General features: G+C 60.7%; 13 protein-coding genes. 11 read left to right on the top strand and 2 right to left on the bottom strand.

All coding sequences use genetic code 11. The features are described from left to right. The first annotated feature begins 56 nt into the window (after positions 1–56). The 8 genes from NKH05_RS00505 (at position 57) to NKH05_RS00470 (ending at position 10,894) form a co-directional block, all read left to right on the top strand. A complete protein-coding gene (locus tag NKH05_RS00505) occupies positions 57–1,235 on the top strand; it encodes a DUF3095 domain-containing protein (protein ID WP_353024863.1) in 1,179 nt (392 codons plus the stop codon). A gap of 106 nt (positions 1,236–1,341) precedes the next feature. Next, entirely contained in the window at positions 1,342–2,685 is a 1,344-nt protein-coding gene (locus NKH05_RS00500; protein WP_031193288.1) for a nucleotide sugar dehydrogenase, read from the top strand. A 51-nt stretch (positions 2,686–2,736) separates the two neighbouring features. Then, a complete protein-coding gene (locus NKH05_RS00495) occupies positions 2,737–4,077 on the top strand; it encodes an adenylate/guanylate cyclase domain-containing protein (protein WP_023716526.1) in 1,341 nt (446 codons plus the stop codon). A gap of 165 nt (positions 4,078–4,242) precedes the next feature. Continuing rightward, positions 4,243–6,138, top strand: a complete 1,896-nt coding sequence (locus tag NKH05_RS00490; protein ID WP_353024861.1) for an ABC transporter ATP-binding protein — start codon at positions 4,243–4,245, stop codon at positions 6,136–6,138. Then, the gene (locus tag NKH05_RS00485) at positions 6,135–8,033 is read left to right on the top strand and encodes an ABC transporter substrate-binding protein (protein WP_023716524.1); all 1,899 of its coding nucleotides are present in this window, start codon (positions 6,135–6,137) and stop codon (positions 8,031–8,033) included. The genes NKH05_RS00490 and NKH05_RS00485 overlap by 4 nt, the downstream gene beginning before the upstream one ends. A 2-nt stretch (positions 8,034–8,035) precedes the next feature. Beyond that, complete coding sequence (locus NKH05_RS00480; RefSeq protein ID WP_023716523.1) at positions 8,036–9,034, top strand: ABC transporter permease; 999 nt, start codon at positions 8,036–8,038, stop codon at positions 9,032–9,034. Then, the gene (locus tag NKH05_RS00475; protein WP_352482321.1) at positions 9,031–10,212 is read left to right on the top strand and encodes an ABC transporter permease; all 1,182 of its coding nucleotides are present in this window, start codon (positions 9,031–9,033) and stop codon (positions 10,210–10,212) included. The genes NKH05_RS00480 and NKH05_RS00475 overlap by 4 nt, the downstream gene beginning before the upstream one ends. A 202-nt stretch (positions 10,213–10,414) precedes the next feature. Continuing rightward, the gene (locus NKH05_RS00470; RefSeq protein WP_352493870.1) at positions 10,415–10,894 is read left to right on the top strand and encodes a class I SAM-dependent methyltransferase; all 480 of its coding nucleotides are present in this window, start codon (positions 10,415–10,417) and stop codon (positions 10,892–10,894) included. Positions 10,895–10,931: 37 nt separating this feature from the next. On the opposite strand, the gene NKH05_RS00465 is transcribed toward NKH05_RS00470, so the two are convergent. Further along, positions 10,932–12,347 carry an adenylate/guanylate cyclase domain-containing protein gene (locus tag NKH05_RS00465; protein ID WP_352493869.1) on the bottom strand — a complete coding sequence of 472 codons (1,416 nt, stop codon included), beginning with the start codon at positions 12,345–12,347 and terminating at the stop codon, positions 10,932–10,934. Positions 12,348–12,551: 204 nt separating this feature from the next. Between NKH05_RS00465 and NKH05_RS00460 the strand changes: the two genes are divergently transcribed. From NKH05_RS00460 to NKH05_RS00450, 3 genes are all read left to right on the top strand, one after another. Continuing rightward, positions 12,552–13,379: a hypothetical protein gene (locus NKH05_RS00460; protein WP_353024860.1), complete on the top strand. Its 828-nt coding sequence runs from the start codon at positions 12,552–12,554 to the stop codon at positions 13,377–13,379. Positions 13,380–13,453: 74 nt separating this feature from the next. Continuing rightward, on the top strand, positions 13,454–13,978 hold the full coding sequence (locus tag NKH05_RS00455; protein WP_023716519.1) for a GNAT family N-acetyltransferase: 525 nt from the start codon (positions 13,454–13,456) through the stop codon (positions 13,976–13,978). Positions 13,979–14,186: 208 nt separating this feature from the next. Next, positions 14,187–15,572 carry a hypothetical protein gene (locus NKH05_RS00450; protein ID WP_353024859.1) on the top strand — a complete coding sequence of 462 codons (1,386 nt, stop codon included), beginning with the start codon at positions 14,187–14,189 and terminating at the stop codon, positions 15,570–15,572. Between the two features lie 549 nt (positions 15,573–16,121). Here the strand turns inward: NKH05_RS00450 and NKH05_RS00445 are convergent. After that, positions 16,122–18,593, bottom strand: a complete 2,472-nt coding sequence (locus NKH05_RS00445) for an adenylate/guanylate cyclase domain-containing protein (protein WP_352590478.1) — start codon at positions 18,591–18,593, stop codon at positions 16,122–16,124. Between the last annotated feature and the right edge of the window lie 54 nt (positions 18,594–18,647).

Here is an 18,647-nt window from a genome sequence, read left to right as displayed (position 1 = left end):
GAAAGCCTGCGCAAGTCAATTTCGAAGCATGATCGACTTCACCTTCAAGCAGTGGAATGTGCTATCTGATGCTCATGGAAACAGCTGCCGCGTCCGATCCGTTTGTCGCTTCCCTGCCGGTCTTCGCTAAGTTCGAAAGCGTTGCCGATATCGATAACTATCGGCCTCTCCCCGATGGCTGGGCGCTGGCCACTGCCGACATCGTCGGCTCGACCAAGGCGATCGGGGCTGGGCGCTATAAAACCGTCAATATGGCCGGTGCCAGCGTCATTTCGGCGCTGCTCAATGCGCTGGGTCGGCAAGATCTTCCCTTTGTCTTCGGCGGCGACGGCGCGCTCGTGGCATTTCCCGGCTCGGCGCTGGAGATCACCCGCAACGCGCTGGCGGCTGTCCAGAGATGGGTGGCGGACGAACTCGACCTGACCTTGCGTGCCGCAATCGTGCCGATAAAGGATATCAGAGCGCAAGGCCTCGACGTTCGCGTGGCGAGGTTCCAGGCCTCCGAAGCGGTCTTCTATGCCATGTTCGCCGGCGGTGGCGGCAGTTGGGCGGAAGCCGAGATGAAAGCGGGGCGCTACCGCATCGATCCTGCGCCGGCCGGCGCGCGGCCGGATCTGACCGGCCTCTCGTGCCGCTGGAACCCGATCGAAGCCCGGCATGGCGAAATCGTCTCGATCATAGCCATACCGGGGGCGTCGCGCGACGTGCCCGATTTTCAGTTTCTGGTTTCCGACATCATCGCCCTTGCCGGCAGGCAGGAACGCGATGGCCACCCGGTGCCGGTGAACGGACCGGACTACAGTTTGCTGCCCGCCGGCCTCGATATCGAGGCGCGCGCCACGGCGCGGGCAGGACGGCGATGGCTGTCGAAGCTGTGGATAGTGTTCCTGATGACGCTTACGGCTGTTACCGATAGATATGGCTGGACGATCGGCAGATTCGATCCGAAGATCTACAAACGCGACGTGGCCAGCAATTCGGATTTCCGGAAGTTCGACGACGGCTTGAAGATGACCATCGACGTTGACGCGGATGTGTTGCAACGGATCGAGAACCGGCTGAAAAAGGCGGAAGAGGCGGGCATCTGCAACTATGGCCTGCACCGCCAGAAATCGGCCTTGATGACATGCCTCGTCGCCTCGCCGCTGCAGCGCGATCACGTTCATTTCATCGATGGCGCCGCCGGCGGCTATGCGATGGCTGCAGCAAGCCTGAAGGCGAAGGTGCCGGTCTGACAGCTTGCGGACATCGATTTTCCGCAATATGCCTCGGGGTTCTTGGGACCAAGTGAGCCTCGCCATGGAAGCGGACGGTCTGTCCGAATTAAGGGAAAGCAGATTTTTGGACGCCTCACGATCGACATATGACCGTCTTCTGAACCGGATTTCGACGCGCGCCGCGCAAGTCGGCGTGATCGGATTGGGGTATGTCGGGCTGCCGCTGGCGGTTGCGATCGCACGCGCCGGCTTCCCGGTTTCCGGCTTCGACGTCGAAGCCCAGAAGGTCGAGAGCCTGAACAACGGCCAATCCTATATCGAGGCGGTGACCTCGACAGCCCTTGCCGGCCAGGTGGCGAGCGGACGGTTCCGCGCCACTGCGGATTTTGCTGAACTGGCCGTCTGCGATGTCATCATCATCTGCGTTCCGACACCGCTGACGAAAAACCGTGAGCCGGACCTCTCCTTTGTCAGGAACACGGCAGGCACCATCGCGAAGCATCTGCGTCTCGGCCAGCTGATCGTGCTGGAATCGACCACCTATCCCGGCACCACCGACGACGTGATCAAGCCCATACTGGAAGAAACCGGCTTGCGGTCGAAGATAGATTTCTTCCTCGGCTTCTCGCCCGAACGCGAGGATCCCGGCAACCGAAGCTTTGAAGTCGCGACGATCCCCAAGATCGTGGCAGGCGACGGCATTGAAGCGGCGACACTCGTTCAGGCTTTCTACCAGGGCGTGGTCAAGACCGTTGTTCCGGTTTCCACCACGGCGACCGCCGAGGCGGTCAAGCTGACGGAAAACATCTTCCGCTCGGTCAACATAGCCCTGGTCAACGAGTTGAAGGTCGTGCTCGGTGCGATGGGCATAGACATCTGGGAGGTGATCGAGGCGGCAAAGAGCAAGCCCTTCGGCTACATGCCTTTCTATCCCGGCCCCGGACTTGGCGGCCACTGCGTTCCGATCGATCCCTTCTACCTGACGTGGAAGGCGCGCGAATATGAACTGCCGACCCGCTTCATCGAGCTGGCGGCAGAGATCAACACGGCGATGCCGCGTCATGTGGTCGATGAACTGGCGAAGGCGCTGGACCGGCGCTGCGGCAAGGCGCTCAGCCGCTCGCGCATTCTCATCATCGGGCTCGCCTATAAGAAGAATGTGCCCGACATCCGCGAAAGCCCCTCATTGCGGCTCATTGAACTCATCGAGGAATGGGGCGGCAAGGCGGAATTCCACGATCCGCATGTTACGGAGATCCCGACCACACGGGAGCATATGGCGATCAAGGGGCGTCGCTCGGTCGAATTGACCGAGGCGGCCTTGAAGGATTTCGATGCTGTCGTCGTTGCAACCGACCACGACGCGATTGACTATCAGGCGATCGCGGATCACGCTCTTCTGATCGTCGACACACGCAATGTTTTTGGCCGCCTCGGGCTAACCCGAGAGACGGTGGTGAAGGCCTGACGGCGTCCGAGCCGGCGAATTTGTGGCGGATCAAGGAGATTTCGAGATAGCATGAGCACAGCGCAAGCAGAAATTTCTGCCATTCTCATGGATAAGGTTGCTGATTGGCTGACCCAATCGGCGCTGGCGGGCGACGACCTGGAAACATTGGTAAAGGGCTTTTGTGAACGGCTGGCTGCTGCCGGCCTGCCGTTGAGGCGGGTGCATTTGAGCTTTTCGATGCTTCATCCGCTTTATGACGCGCTTGGCTTCACCTGGCTCCGCGGCCAGGGCTTGGAAGTAGAAGGCTTCCGTCATGACGACGGCGTTCCTTCCGACAGATTCCTGACCAGCCCATACTACCATCTGCTCAGCCACAAACTCGACCATCTGCGGCGCCGGCTCGACCCGTCGGTGCCGTCTGAATTTCCTGTTTTCGATGACCTCAAGCTTATGGGCGTCACCGATTACATGGCTTTCGTCCATCCCTTCAGCGGCAACACCAGTCAGGGCATGATCGGGTCTTGGTCCACCGACAGTGCTGCAGGCTTCAGTGACAACATGATTTCGGCGCTGCTGCGGATCCAGAACCATCTCGCTATCGCAACCAAGATGGCGGTGCTCACCAAGCTCGCCGACAACATGATGACCACTTATCTCGGCGGCGACGCCGGCAGGCGGGTGCTGGACGGCCAGATCAAGCGCGGCGAGGGCGACACAATCCGGGCTGCACTGGTCATGGCCGATATGCGCGGGTCGACAAGGCTTGCCGAAACCTCCGGCCGCGAAATCTATATCGATACGCTGAACCAGTTTTTCGATGCCATTGCTGCACCTTTCAATCGCAGAGGCGGGCAGATCATGAGTTTCCTGGGGGATGGCTTCATTGCTGTCTACCCTTGCGAAAGGCACCGTGCGCAGTCCGAGATCGCCTGCCGGGCTGCCCTTGCGGCAGCGCACAAGGCCACCGCGCGCATGATGGATCTCAATCTGCGCAGAAAGGAGCAGCGGTTGGGCGACATTAAATTCGGCATCGGCCTGCATGTCGGCAATGTGATGTTCGGCAATGTCGGGCTTTCCGACCGGCTCACATTCTCTGTCTTCGGCTCGGCTGTAAACGAGGTCCAGCGCCTTCAGACCCTGACCAAGAAATATTCGCACAGCGTTCTCGCCAGCGAAGATTTCGCCGGCTATTGCAGCGCCAACAACTGGCTGACGCTCGGCAAGGAGGAACTGGCGGGCATCAAGCAGAAGCTGACGGTGCTTTCACCCGATTTGTCGGGTGCTCTTGCACTCGATGAAGACGGTGCGCTGGAGCCGATTTACGACCGAATATCGGACGCCGAGCAGGTCATGCTGCTTCATCGCGATGCCGCGCGGCTGTCGGCGGGCGACCCGAGGAAGCTCCAGTAACCGTCACGATCTGATCCGAACGCCTTTGGTATGCAGTCCGGTCGCCGGTTCCGCCGGGGAACTGGCGACCGTTTCGAATCCAAGTTGCTCTAGGCTGGCAATGCGCTAGTCTCGCTTTTCTGGGCCTGCCGACCGGCAGGCCGCCAGAGTGGGGCTGGTGTGAGAATGAATTCGAGCGTTGATCTGCTGCGGATCGAGGATGTTGGCATCTCTTTTGCCATTATAGGGGGACCGTTGCATGCCGTCAGGCGTGCAAATCTTCGCGTCCTGCCCGGCAAGGTTACCGCGCTTGTGGGCGAGTCCGGTTCCGGAAAATCGGTTCTCAGCCAGGCAGTTATGGGCATTTTGCCGAACACAGCCCATGTCCGCGGCCGTATCCTGTTTTCCGATCCTGAAAAGCCCGGCACGACGCAGGATATCCTGCAAATGCCGCGTGACGGACCCGAAATCCGGGCGTTGAGAGGCAGCCGCATCGGCAAGATCTTTCAGGAGCCGATGACATCGCTGTCGCCGTTGCACACGATTGGCAATCAGGTCAGCGAATCCCTGCAGATTCATACGCCCATGGCTCGGGTGGAGCGCAAGGCGCTGACCAAGGAAATGCTCGGCCTTGTCGGCTTTCCCAACCCCAAGCGCGCCTATGACATGTATCCCTTTGAACTTTCGGGAGGATTGCGTCAACGCGCAATGATCGCCATGGCGCTTATCTGCCGGCCCGCCCTGTTGATCGCCGACGAGCCGACGACGGCGTTGGACGTCACCATCCAGGCGCAAATCCTGCAATTGCTGCGCGAGCTTCAGACGAAGCTGAACATGGCGATGCTGCTGATCACGCACGACCTTGGCGTGGTCGCCAATGTCGCCGACGAGGTGGTGGTCATGTACCATGGCGAGATCATGGAAGCGGGACCTGTGGAGGCGATATTCCGCCGGCCAGGCCACCCTTACCTGAAGGGCCTGATGGCAGCCGTTCCGCATTTCGACCTAAAGCCTGGCGAAAGGCTACAGGCGCTCCGCGAGGTGCCGGTGAATGTCGAGAACCTGCTCGGCAAGCAGACGGCGCCGGCATCGAAGGGGCCGGACGACCTCCTGCTGTCGGTCAAGGATCTGACAAAGACCTTCACGATCCGCAAGTCCGGATGGTTCGGCGGAGATCATCAAACCTCTGTTCGCGCCGTGGACGGCGTGAGCTTTGATATCAGGCGGGGTGAGTGCCTGGGTCTTGTCGGCGAAAGCGGCTCCGGCAAAACTACCGTCAGCAAGATCCTCATGCGGGCTGTCACCCCTAGCGGCGGCTCTGTGATCTTTAACGGCCGCGATGGTCCGATCGACGTCTTGGAAGCCGAGGGAGACGCGCTGCGCCTGTTGCGCGCGAAAATCCAGATGGTCTTTCAGGACCCGGTTTCGTCGCTTTCACCTCGCATGACGGTGGAGAACATCTTGAGCGAGCCGCTGGAAATCCATCAACGTGGCAATGCCGCGTCCCGACTCGCCACGGTCAAGAGCCTGATGCAGGCAATCGGGCTCGATCCGCGCTTCATAAAGCGTTATCCGCACAGTTTCTCCGGCGGGCAGCGTCAGCGTATCGGCATCGCGCGCGCGTTGGCGCTGGGACCTGAACTCCTGATCTGCGACGAGCCGGTTTCGGCACTCGATGTCTCTGTCCAGGCGCAGATTCTGAACCTTCTGAAGGACCTGCAGAAGGAACTGGGCCTGACCTACCTGTTCATATCCCACAACCTGGCGGTGGTGGACTACATGGCAGACCGCATCGCGGTGATGTGCGGCGGGCGTATCGTCGAGCTCGCGCCGCGCGAAATTCTGCTTAGGAAACCTATCCACCCCTACACGCGCTCACTGGTCGCCGCAGTACCTTTCCCCGATCTCGACAGGCCGATGGATTTCAAGACGCTGAAGCTCAGCGGCGCTTCCGACACCAGCGCATGGGGACCGCAATTCCGCGACGAGGGCGACGAGGATATGCTGTTGCCGCTCGATCTTGGCGGCGGCCACCTCGTGCTGGCCCGACGTTCGGCCGATGTCAGCGAGCTACGCCATTGATCAGCCGGCGCACCGTCCTTGGGCTCATGGCTTCGGCATTTCTGCCGGGCACGTTGCGCGCCGGCGATCTGGAGCCGGAATTTCTTCAGCCGCAGCTGAAGGCCAGGGCGCTGCCGGCACTCGCCGAACGCCTGCCCAAGCGCCCGCGCGCATTGAATCTCGCTGCGATGGGTCGGCAGCCCGGCCAGTATGGCGGCACGCTGCGCACGATCATCGGCAGCCAGAAAGATATCCGGATGATGACGATCTACGGGTACGCTCGCCTGGTCGGCTATGACGAAAAGCTTAACTTGCAAGCCGACATTCTCGAAAGTTTCGATGTAGCGGATGATCGTGTCTTCACTTTCAAGATACGGGAAGGACATAAATGGTCTGACGGTAGCCTGCTGACGCCGGAGGATTTTCGCTATTGCTGGGAAGATGTCTGGCTGAACGATGAGCTTTCGCAAGGCGGGCTCGCCCCGGCCCTGCTGGCGGACGGCAAGCCGCCACGCTTCGAGATCGTCGATCCGTCGACGGTCCGCTATAGTTGGGATGCGCCCAATCCCGACTTCCTGCCCAAGCTCGCCGCTGCTTCGCCGATATCGCTTGTTCTGCCAGCCGCCTATCTCAAGCAGTTCCACAAGAAATACCAGGATCCATTCCGGCTCGCCGGCCTAATGAAGGAGAACCGGGCCCAGAAATGGACGCTCCTGCATATCCGCATGTCGCGGCAGTATCGCCCGGAGAACCCGGAACTGCCGACGCTCGATCCCTGGCAGAACCGGACCAAGCCGCCGGCCGAGCAATTCGTCTTCGAGCGCAACCCGTTCTTTCATCGAATAGACGAGAATGGCCGGCAACTGCCCTATGTTGACCGGATCGTCATGAATGTCAGCTCGTCGGCGATCATCTCCGCCAAGACCGGTGCGGGCGAGAGCGACCTGCAATGCATGGGAATTGACTTCAGCGATTATTCCTTCCTGAAAGACGCGGAGAAGCGCTACCCGGTGAAGATGCATCTCTGGAAACGCACACAGGGTTCGCGGCTGGCGCTGCTGCCCAATCTGAATTGTGCCGACCAGGTGTGGCGTGGCCTTTTTCGTGACGTGCGCGTGCGCCGCGCACTTTCGCTCGCTGTGGACAGGCGCGAGATCAATTTGGCTGTGTTCTACGGATTGGCGCAGGAAAGTGCCGATACGGTCCTGCCGGAAAGCCCGCTCTACCGGCCGGAATTCGCGAAAGCCTGGGTCGCCCATGATCCCGACCAGGCCAATGCCCTGCTCGACGAGGTCGGGCTTCAGGCGCGTGACGATGACGGCCTGCGGATACTTCCCGACGGACGCCCGGCGCAGCTCGTAGTGGAAACGGCCGGCGAAAGCACGCTGGAAACCGACGCGCTCGAGCTCATCACCGATCACTGGCGCAAGATCGGCATCGCGCTGTTCATCCGGACTTCGCAGCGCGACATCTTCCGCAGCCGCGCGCTTGGTGGCCAGATCGTGATGTCGATGTGGTCGGGCATCGACAATGGCGTGCCGACCGCCGACATGAACCCGTACCAACTGGCCCCCACCGTCGACGACCAGCTGCAATGGCCGCTCTGGGGTGCTCACTACTTGTCTCATGGCAAGGTCGGTGAAGCGCCCGATCTTCCGCCTGTGGTCGAGTTGATGGCTTTACTCAAGCGCTGGAACGCATCGACCGAAGCCACGGAGCGCGCCGAAATCTGGAATTCAATGCTGTCGATCTATACCGATCAGGTGTTTTCGATCGGCACGGTGAACGGAACGCATCAGCCGATTCTGGCGTCCTCGCGGCTGCGCAATCTGCCTGACAAGGCGCTCTACGGCTACGACCCGACCGCCTATTTCGGTGTCTACATGCCGGATACATTCTGGCTTGGAGAGTCCTGAGCGTGCTTCGATATTTTGTCTGGCGCATCGCCGTGATGGTTCCAACGCTGCTGGTCATATCGGCACTGGTGTTCACGATCATCGAACTTCCACCAGGCGACTATTTCGACAGCTATGTTGCCGAGCTTCGGGCTCAGGGCGAAGCGGTGGATTCCGATCGCATCGAGATGATGCGCAAGGAATATGGTTTCGACCAGCCACCGGTCATTCGCTACTTCTACTGGGTCGGCGGGATGCTGCACGGCGATTTCGGCTATTCCTTCGAATATGAGCTGCCGGTTCGCGACGTCGTCGGGGACCGAATGTGGCTGACCGTGCTGGTTTCCTTCGTCACGATCATCTTTACCTGGCTCATAGCCTTTCCGATCGGCATGTACTCCGCCACGCATCAATACAGCTGGGGCGACTACGGCCTGACTTTGTTCGGCCTTCTCGGCCTTGCCATTCCGAATTTCATGCTGGCGCTGATCCTGATGTATTTCGCCAACATCTGGTTCGGCACGTCCATCGGCCATCTCATGGACCAGCAATATCTCGGCGAGCCGATGAGCTGGGCCAAGGCGAAGTCGATCCTCGCCCATCTCTGGATCCCGGTCTTGATCATCGGCACCGGGGGCACGGCAAGTATGATCCGGCGGCTGCGCGCCAATCTGCTCGATGAGCTACATAAGCAATATGTCGTGACCGCGCGCGCCAAAGGCCTTCATCCCTTCAGGGCGCTGGTCAAATATCCGCTGCGCATGGCGCTCAATTTCTTCATTTCAGACATCGGCTCTATCCTGCCGGCCATCATCTCCGGCGCCGAAATCACGGCGATCGTGCTGTCTTTGGAAACGACCGGGCCGATGCTGATCAAGGCGCTCCAAAGCCAGGACATGTATCTGGCAGGGTCGTTCCTGATGTTCCTCGCCTTCCTGACGGTCATCGGCGTCCTGATTTCCGACCTGGCGCTGGCGCTACTTGATCCGCGAATTCGTTTGCAAGGCGGCAGCACCAAATGAACACGCAATCGCCGCTGCCCGCTCCGGGTGCCCCACTGCAACACTACGTTTCCATCGCGCCCTTTGACCTGCAGTCGGTCGAGGTGATGACGCCGGAGCAGTCGAAGGTCTTTCAGGCGTCGCAGTTGCGGCTGATGTGGTGGAAATTCCGGAAGCACCGGCTTGCCGTCATATCCGGCATATTCCTGGCGGCGCTTTATTTCGGGATACTGATCTGCGAGTTCCTGGCGCCCTACAATCTGCACACGCGCAACATGGACTACATCTATTCACCGCCGCAGCGGGTGCACCTGTTCCACAACGGCCAGCTCGTCGGGCCGTTCGTCTATGGCCGTCAGATGACGCTGGATATGGACACGCTCAAGCGGAACTACATCGAGAAACAGGATGATGTTCAGCGGATCCGTTTCTTCTGCAAGGGCGACAGTTACCGGTTCTGGGGCCTGATCGAAGGTGACAGGCATTTTGTCTGTCCTGCCGAAAACGGCCAGCTCTTTCTGGCGGGCACTGACAGGCTGGGGCGCGATGTGCTCTCGCGCATCATCTATGGTGCACGCATTTCACTGACAATCGGCCTCGTCGGCATCAGTTTCAGCTTCCTGCTCGGCATTGTCATCGGCGGACTGGCCGGCTATCACGGCGGTATCTTCGACCTGATCGTTCAACGGATAATCGAAGTTCTGCAATCGATCCCCAGCATTCCGCTATGGCTGGCACTGGCGGCGATCATGCCGATAACCTGGAGTCCGATCCTGATCTATTTCGGCATCACCGTCATCCTCGGGCTGCTCGACTGGACCGGACTGGCGCGGGCCGTGCGTTCAAAGCTTCTAGCCTTGCGCGAGGAGGATTACGTTCTGGCCGCGCAATTGATGGGCGCCAGAAGCAGCCGCATCATCGGGCGGCATCTCATTCCCGGCTTCATGTCGCATCTGATCGCGACGGCGACGATCTCCATACCCGGCATGATCCTGGGCGAGACGGCGCTGAGCTTCCTCGGGCTCGGCCTGAGGGCGCCGATAACCAGCTGGGGCATCCTGCTCACCGAGGCGCGCAGCGTCAGCGTCATCGCGTTCTATCCATGGCTGCTTTTGCCGATGCTCCCCGTCATTCTCGTCATCTTGGCGTTCAACTTCCTCGGCGACGGCTTGCGGGACGCCGCAGACCCCTACAAGTGAGATCGCTATTCCGCCGCGCGCCGTGCCGCCGACTCGACCCGGTATGGTCCTTGCCAGCGGCCTGTTCGCTTGTTGCAATGTTCATCGTTCGCCTCGGCAAGACTCGATCTGGGTTTAACACGTCGGCGTCGGGTTTCAGCCGCGAAACGCTCTGGTCGGGGGCAGTTGATTTCGTGGACTGGTTCAGGACATACAATCGCACATGAGTCGCCTCGACAGTTTCATCCGGAGGATGACCGCACAGCGCGACATACTCGATCATGTCTGCGCCGAGGTGGCGAAAATGGAGGGGCCCGTGCTCGAGCTCGGCCTCGGCAATGGCCGGACGTTCCACCATCTGCGCGAGCGCCTGCCCGGACGCCGGATCGTAGCGTTCGACCGCGCACTTGCCGCACACGCCAGCTCAATTCCCGAAGCGGAAAATCTCGTGCTCGGCGAAATACGCGAGACCGCGAGCAGGTTCATTGGCATCGACGCCGCTCTTGTTCATGCCGACATCGGCACTGGCTATGAAGATCGCGATGCAGTGACCCTTACCTGGCTTCCCGATCTGACCGCGCGCCTGCTTCGCGTCGGCGGCATCGCGGTCAGCGGCATGCCGTTAGATCATCCGCAGTTGCAACGCCTCCCGCCGCCGCCTTCGGTGCCCGCCGATCGTTATTTTATCTGTAGGCGCGTGTGAGGGGCCGAGACGATCCAAATCTTCAGGGGCCAAGCCTTCAGGGGATCGTATATACTGCTATCTCCCGCTCAATGCCGCGCAGCGAGACCTCGTGGGGCACGGGCGTCAGCGCCTTCCTGTGCAACAGATCGGCGGTGAGATTGTCGTCGACCACCGCCCGAGTGGCGAAGATCGCCTGTGCGTTGGCAAGGTTCTGGACCCGCGAAGCAATGTTGACCGTCTGGCCGAAATAGTCCTGTCGGTCGTTCATAGACACAGCAATGCAGGGGCCGGCGTGGACTCCGATCTTGAGCAGCAGATCCTCGCGCCCGCTCTTGTCGTTGAGCGTACGCATGGCATCGCGCATCCTGAGGGCGGCAGCAATCGCACGATCAGGCGTCACGAAGGTCGCCATCACCGCATCACCGATCGTCTTCACTACCGCGCCTGCCTCCGCTGCGACGATCTCGTGCAGAACCTGGAAATGCACGCGCACGAGATCGAAGGCTGAAAGGTCGCCCACCCGCTCGTAAAGCTCGGTCGATCCGCGCAGGTCGGTGAACAGGAACGTCAGGCTGGTGATCTTCAGGCGCTGGTTAATGTCGAGTGTATCCGTGCGATAGAGATCGCGGAATGTCTGGTTGGTGAGCAGGCGCTTGGCGGTCAGGAAGGGCCGGCGTTTTCCCAGGAAATCATGCAATGCCTGGCCGGCTATGAAGACCGTCGGCAGCACGCGGGTGTCGGTCCTGTTTTCCAGCGAAATGCGCAACGGGCCGGGTTGCATCTCCAGCGTCTGGTTCTGGACATGGTCGCGGTCGAAGGCCAAAGAGAGGCTCCGGCGCTCCTTTGTTGGTTCGCCCTTCCCGTCGATGAACTGCGCTGAATGGGTGACCGGCTCGAAGACGATGATGAATTCGGACGGAAGCTGTATGGGCAGAACCGCCTTTTCACCGGGCGCAAGCTCGATATCCTCCAGCGAGAACGCTTCCATCTTTTCCGCGAAATCCTCTTCCGGCAGATCGACGCCGGACGCCCAGTAGATCTGGCGGAAATATTCCGCCACCGGCAATTCGTGTGGATTGTGGGCGGCAATCCTGCGCACGCGGGGACTGACGGTGAATGTCACCTCGACCATCTCGTCGAGGGTGGGCGAATAGCCCTCGGAGCACAGCGCGCAGGTGTATTCGTCCTTCTGCAGGGTTTTCAGCGTGGCGTTGGTGTCGAGTACGCCGCCACAGCCGGGGCACAGAACATTCCAGGAAATGTCGAAGATGCCCACCCGCGCCGCATGGAGAAAGGCGCTTATGGCGCGCTCCTCGTCGAGGCCATGCTTGCTGGCGAAGGCTGGCGCATTGATGCGGCAAAGTTCGCGGTCCTCGCCCTCCGCGATGGTTCGCTTGATCGCGTCGATCGCCTGTGGATCGACATCGGCCGATTGTCGCAGAAGCGAGAACAGATCCTGAGCTTCGTTCATCGTGCAGGTTCCGGAAAATGCGCCCCGAGGCGGGTTGACCGGACCGGTCTTTGGTCCGAGTGCTCCATCTTACTTCGAAACAGATCGTACGGCCATTCGAATGGATAAGCCTGGTGACCGTCCAATTTCCATTCGGCGGATTTTCACCGGCCGCAAGCAGCACTATGATGGTCCATGGAGCATTCATCTTTGGGATTTTCTCCCATGCCGACATCCAACAACCCGCCATTTGTTCCCGCGGCCCTGCGCCTTTTCTCTGCGGTGGTCATCATCGTCCTGATCGTAGGCGCCGGCCTGTTTTTCGTGCCTGTTCTGGTCAAACCGGGCTGGCCTTGGGCCGTCACGCCGTTCAATGCGCGCTTCCTCGGTGGCTTCTACACCGCCGAAATGGTCGTGATGGCGGCGCTGCTGGTCTGGAATCGCTGGTCGCCCGGCAGGCTCGTGCTCGTCATGGCCTTCATCTTCACCGTGATCGTGTCGGTGGCTTCGTTCATCAATCTCGGTTATTTCAACTTCGAGCGCAAAGCGCCCTGGCTGTGGTTTTTGGTCTATCTTGCTTCGGTCGCGGTATCCGGGCTGTTCCTGTGGCGGGCCAGGGCCCGTCCTTCTGCAAAAGGCGTGACCTTAAATCCCGCATGGCGCGGCTACATGCCGGCGGAATCCGCGATCCTTGGGCTCTATGGCGTCGGCCTGTTGCTGTTTCCCCTGACATTCAGTGGCATCTGGCCATGGCCGATCGATGCCTTCCACGCTCAGGTCTACAGCGCCGTCTTCCTCGCCGGTGCGGGCGGTATATATCTGGTCTGGAGAAGCGCGCCGCGCGAGGAACTGCTGGTGCTCGGCTTGGCGCAGTTTCTGGTTGGCCTGCTTGCCATCCTCGGCGTCGCCATCACCGACGCTGCGGTGCACCGGATCGACTGGACAGCGACCGGGACATTGTGCTGGCTCGTCCTTTTCGGCTGGATCGGCATCAGCGGCGTCTTCAAACTCTACGCCGCCTCCCGGTATTTTAGCTCGCAATCGGCATCATAGGTTGCAGAGACGGCTGGATTTTCAGGTGACGTCCGGTGCATCGTACCGGGCCGATTGCCTTCGCCGGGAACGCCATGACCAGCACGACCTCGCCACCCTCCGAGAAAATCCAGCCGCAGCTCCGGTCCGTCCGGCCAAGCGATGCGGAGGCGCTTTGCGCTATCTTCAACATGCCGGGCTTCCGCTGGGGCACGCTCAGGATGCCTTTCGAGATGGTGGAGCAGGTGGCGCGGCGTATCGCCAAGTCCGGCCAGGAAACCACCTGGATCGTTGCCGAGCTGGACGGCAAGGTCGTCGGCCATGGCAGCCTGGTCGTGCAGGGTTCGCCGCGCCGTTCGCATATCGGCGAGATCAATATCGGCCTTGACGATGCCTTTGTCGGCAAAGGTATCGGCTCCGCCATACTTGGCGCGCTGCTTGACGTAGCCGACAACTGGCGCGCCCTGAAGCGGGTCGAATTGACCGTCTATGCCGACAACGAACCCGCCCTCCGTCTCTACAAAAGCCACGGCTTTGAGGTCGAAGGCCGGCATGTGAAGGCCGGCTTTACCGACGGGCAGTACCACGACCTCCTGAGCATGGCCCGCCTGCGGTTTTAAGATCCGCTGGTTTGGCCTTAACTGTTTAGCCAACCTAACAATTCGTGCCGAGTCGGCGAACAGGCGGTTGCTTATGGAGAACTCCGTAGGAGACGGTCATTTCGGCTCACACCATCTTGATCGAGTTGACGATCTATGTGTGGGCCGGCCGCATCCAGCAAGTCTGGTCTCCCTTGGCGTTTGCACCGCAAGCGGCTAGACGGGACCAATGACCGCCGTCCTTGACCCAACGCCTACGCCTCCGGTGGAAATTCTGGCTGTGCTGTCGCTGCTCTGCCCGGAGGTCGTGCGCGACATCGAGCAGAACTGGAATGCACCGGTTTCCGATTACGCCCGCCATCTGTGGCGGCCGGTGGCAAGGCCTGCATCGGCCCCGGCGATCGCTGCCCGATCGATCCTGCGCGAAGTCTTGCATCAGCGCCTTGGTGTGATGATGCAGCCTGACGAGATCGGCAAGACCCTCGACGAGTTCGAGTACAGACCGGTGATTCAGTCCGGCCTGCACTGCCTGCTTCTGATGGACCGGATCACCTTCGATGCCCTCCTGCTTGCCTGGCTCGGCGCGGTCGAAAACGGGCTGTCGGCCTTCTTCGGCTTCATGGGAACGACGATGACCATGGAGACAATTGGCCGGGAGGGGCCGGGATGGCTCGATGTCGGCGACGACAAGGTCAACCTGTTTGGCATCGGGCGCCACAAACTGTGCCGCAAAAGCGCCTGCGTGGCCGGTCCCGTTTCCCTCAACAAGCGCGCGCTTGAGGCGGTGGGCGATGAAACGGATGCCAGCCGCTGGCTGGGCACACTGCTTGCCAGCCAGGACAAGGTGTTTGGAACCGCCGCCGATGCGCTGACAGCCCTCAACGAGGATCTGGTCGCCAATTGGGATCGTGCCGGCATGGCCCTGCCGGTTTTCATCGATGATCGGCTCGCCGCGGCTGCCATGGCACGGCATCTAGAACATGACGGCAGCCTTCTTTCCAGGCTGCTCATTGAACCCGCAAGACGCCAGCGTCTCGAACATGCCTTGCAAGAGGCCGCATCGAGCCCGTTTGGCAGATTCCTGCCCAATGCCACGGACTATTTCTGGGGCATCCGCGAGGAGCGCGTGCGCAAGCTCGTCCTCGAGAACGGGCACCTGATCGAGCCTGACAGGCCGCATGGTCTTTTAATCCCGTTCGAGCGGCTGCATCTCAAGCAGGGCCTGCTGGACGGCGTGCTGCTGCCGAACTTGTTCCTGACGTTCCTCGTCCTTGCCATATTGCCGCGCGTGCGGGTCGTGGGCGGCCTGAGACAGATTGGCTATGTAGCGCTTTTCCACTCGATCCTTCTGGCCGTGCTAGACGAAAACGCGCCGGAAGAGCGCGATCTGGCCGCTGAGCTGGAGGTTCGGGAAAATGCCTGGGGCATGCGGGTCATCGATGAAAAGATCTCGGTCCGGGAGCAGCTTGCCGGCCTGCCGGAAGGGGCGCTCTTCCCGGACCTGCTCCGACAATACCGTTTGCGGACATTTGCCGAGACGACCGACGACCTGAAACTGGTTCGCGAAAACGCCCGATGGCGCAAGATCGGCCGGGCAGAGATCAAGCCGACCTGAGCCTCACTTCAAGCCTTATTTCAGGTTGATTTTCTGGTGAGCAACCGCAAGCGACGGCGACTATCGGTGAGCCTCTGGCGTCTGGTCCGGCCGCTTTCCTTGACGCTGATGCGTTTTGGGATTTCGACGACGGCTTCCGCCTCGACAGTCATATGGCTTGCCTGAGAGCCGTCTGCAGTTCAAGGCCTGACCTGACATGGCCTCACCTGTCATTGCACGACACCGGCCTTGCGGAACCCGTCCACAGCGAGTTCGAAATCGGCAATGACTGCTCTATCATGCTTTCGGACGTTCGACACTGTCACGCCGAGCGGCCGCTCTGGGTCAAACTTTGCCGTTTAAGGCGGCGCCCCGGAACGGGCAACTTGCGCCATATCCGGACCTTGCCAGTGATGCCGTGAATGTTAAGTCTCGGCTCCGATGCGGACGTTCCGCCCGAGTTCAAAGACTGACCGCGACCGTTCTGTGGCCTTCGCATCGACAGCGCCAATAAGCTGCGTCCCACATCCTACTCCTTGCGTCCATGGAAGGGTCGTTGTGAACCAAGCCCTACTGCCCGGGCTTGTGGGAAAGCCGATCCAGCGCGTCTCGAAGCGCAGTGGCGGCATCGTCACGCTCGTCAGCGGACATCAGCTCCGGTTCAAGTTCCAGCCTGAAGTGCGGCAGCTCGGTTCGAACGGCGTGACAAGCGCCGGCTAGATTGGCCTTCAGATCGATGACGCGGTAGGTGGCGACGGGATAGGCGATCCCCTTGACCTGGACATGCCCCATCTCCTCACAGTCGATCGTGTTCTTCACTTGCGCAAACGTCTCGTAGGAAATGAGGACGGTCCCCGGTGGCGCCTCCTGTTCCAGGCGCGAGGCGAGATTCACGGCGCCGCCGATTATCGTGTAATCCATCCGGTCCTCGCTGCCGAAGTTACCGACAGTGCAGTAGTCGGTATGGATGCCGATGCGGCAGCGCAGCGGTGTCTCAATTCCAATGTCACGCCAGATTTCGGCAAGTTCGCTCATCCGCTTTTGCATGGTGAGAGCCATCTGCACACACGCCAGCGCGTCCTCCTTGACGCCGCGCGTCTCAGGGTCGCCGAAAAACATCAGGATCGCGTCGCCGACATATTTGTCGATCGTCGCGCCGTGATCCGAAGCAATTTTCGACATTTCCGTCAGATAGTGATTGAGGAGCTGGGTGAGATCCTCGGATTCCATTTTGTCAGTGGTCTCGGTAAAGCCGGCGATATCGGAGAAGCATATTGTCAGTTTCTTCCGCTGGCTGGCGATTCTAACGTCTTGGCGGCCGGCGAATATCGAGCTGTACACTTGCGGCGCCAGGTATTTGGCCAGCTTGTTGGAAAGCGCCTCGAGAGCCGTGGATTTCTCTGCGAGGTTCTCCTCTCGTTGCTTCAGCTCAGTGATGTCCGAATAGACCGCGACCGTGCCGCCGGCGGTGATCCGCCGCTCGCTTATCATGATCCATCGCCCGTCGCCTCGCCGCTGCACCCACGGTTCGCCTGGGTTGCGGTGCCGGGAGAGCCGCTCGGCGACCCATTCCTCGAGCCGCCCCTCGGCATCCTTGATGTAGCCGCGCTCAGCGGATCGGCGAATAATGTGCTCGAATGTCGTGCCGGGCATCAGTTCGATCGCAAGGTCGCTGTAGAGCAGTTCGCGGTAGCGGCTATTGCTGAGGACAAGCCGGTCCTCCCCGTCGTACAGCGCGAATCCCTCGGAGATACTCTCGATCGCATCGATGAGCCGTTGGCGCGCCTCAGCGACATCGCGCAGGTTCTTTTCCTCGACCTCGACTGCGGTGTCCCGGAAGAGCCTAAGCGCTTCGGCCATCCGGCCGATCTCGTCGCGGCCCGCGGCAGGCAGCGGCGCACGAAGATCGCCGCCGGCGATTGCGAACATGCTTTGGCTCACCTCTCCCAGACGGGCGAGAAGGCTACGGTCGACATAGAGCCAGACAACCAGAACGGAACTCAAGAGGGTGAGAAAGGCGGAGCCAAGGACAACTCCGGTACCGTAGCGCTGGACCGTCGCGGCTTCGAGACCGGACGCGGTGATCTCGCGGTCTGCCGCGGCGACCAGGCGATCGACGGCAGCGGTGAGACTGCGCGACAGCCGATTGTTTTCGGCCAGAAGCTTTTCGCCCTCTGCGAGCACTGCTAGCTCGTCCTTGCGCGCCTTCGGGATGCTGTTCCCGCCGTCGATCAATGCCTTGAACTCGCCGACCCGCTGTTGGAAACGGGTTCGCAGCCTCTCGTCGATCTCGGTGGAAACCGTGTCGAGAACGGCGAGCGACCGGCGCAGCGGAAACAGGATCAACGTCAGATCGTCTGGCGTTGGCGCGTCCGTCGTCTTGACCAGCACGTCATTGACCGCCGATATCTCCTGCTGCGCTTTCTGCTGCGGAATGTAGGCCGCAATTGCCTGGACCAGGTCGGCCGCCGCCGCCGCACCGCGATCCGGCGCGAGCGACGTGTCGGCTGTAACCGCCTGCCATTGCTGGAGCTTGGAATTCATCACGAGGATACCGGGCGCCACAAGACGCTGGCTTGCATTTGTCGTAGCCGACAAGCGGCGTAACAGTTCTTCTTTGCGCGCCACCACTGTGAGGCGGGCGACAACAAGGTCGTCGAGGGCGTTGAGGTTGCGCCGCAGACCAAGAACTGCAGCCTCGATCTCAGCCACCACCGCCGTGCTAAGCGTGGCACCTTTGAGTGCGGCAAGCAGTTCCTCGAGGCGCGTCATCTCGACCCCGACCGCGGCGGAAACCTCGCCGTGCTGAGCTTTGCTGGTCGAAGTAAGTACGGCGGGCGCAGAGGCGGCTACCCGCTCTGCCTGGCGCGACAGCTGGAGGGACGCGAGCGCCAACGGTACCCGATCCTTGGTGATGCGGTCGACGACCTCTCCTACCTGGAGGAAGGCATAGAGAGCGGCCGCTGTCGCGAGTACGGCGAAGGTGCTGATGCCGAAAAAAGCGAGCAACAGACGGCCACGTATGCCGAAGCGTTCAAGCATAACGGCGACACATAGCTCTGAACGGTCCAGCTAACTCGATCTCCATCAGCTGTC

This window comes from Mesorhizobium sp. M1399 (genome assembly GCF_040317735.1).
Lineage (GTDB): Bacteria > Pseudomonadota > Alphaproteobacteria > Rhizobiales > Rhizobiaceae > Mesorhizobium.
This window is presented reverse-complemented; position numbering and strand designations above follow the sequence as displayed.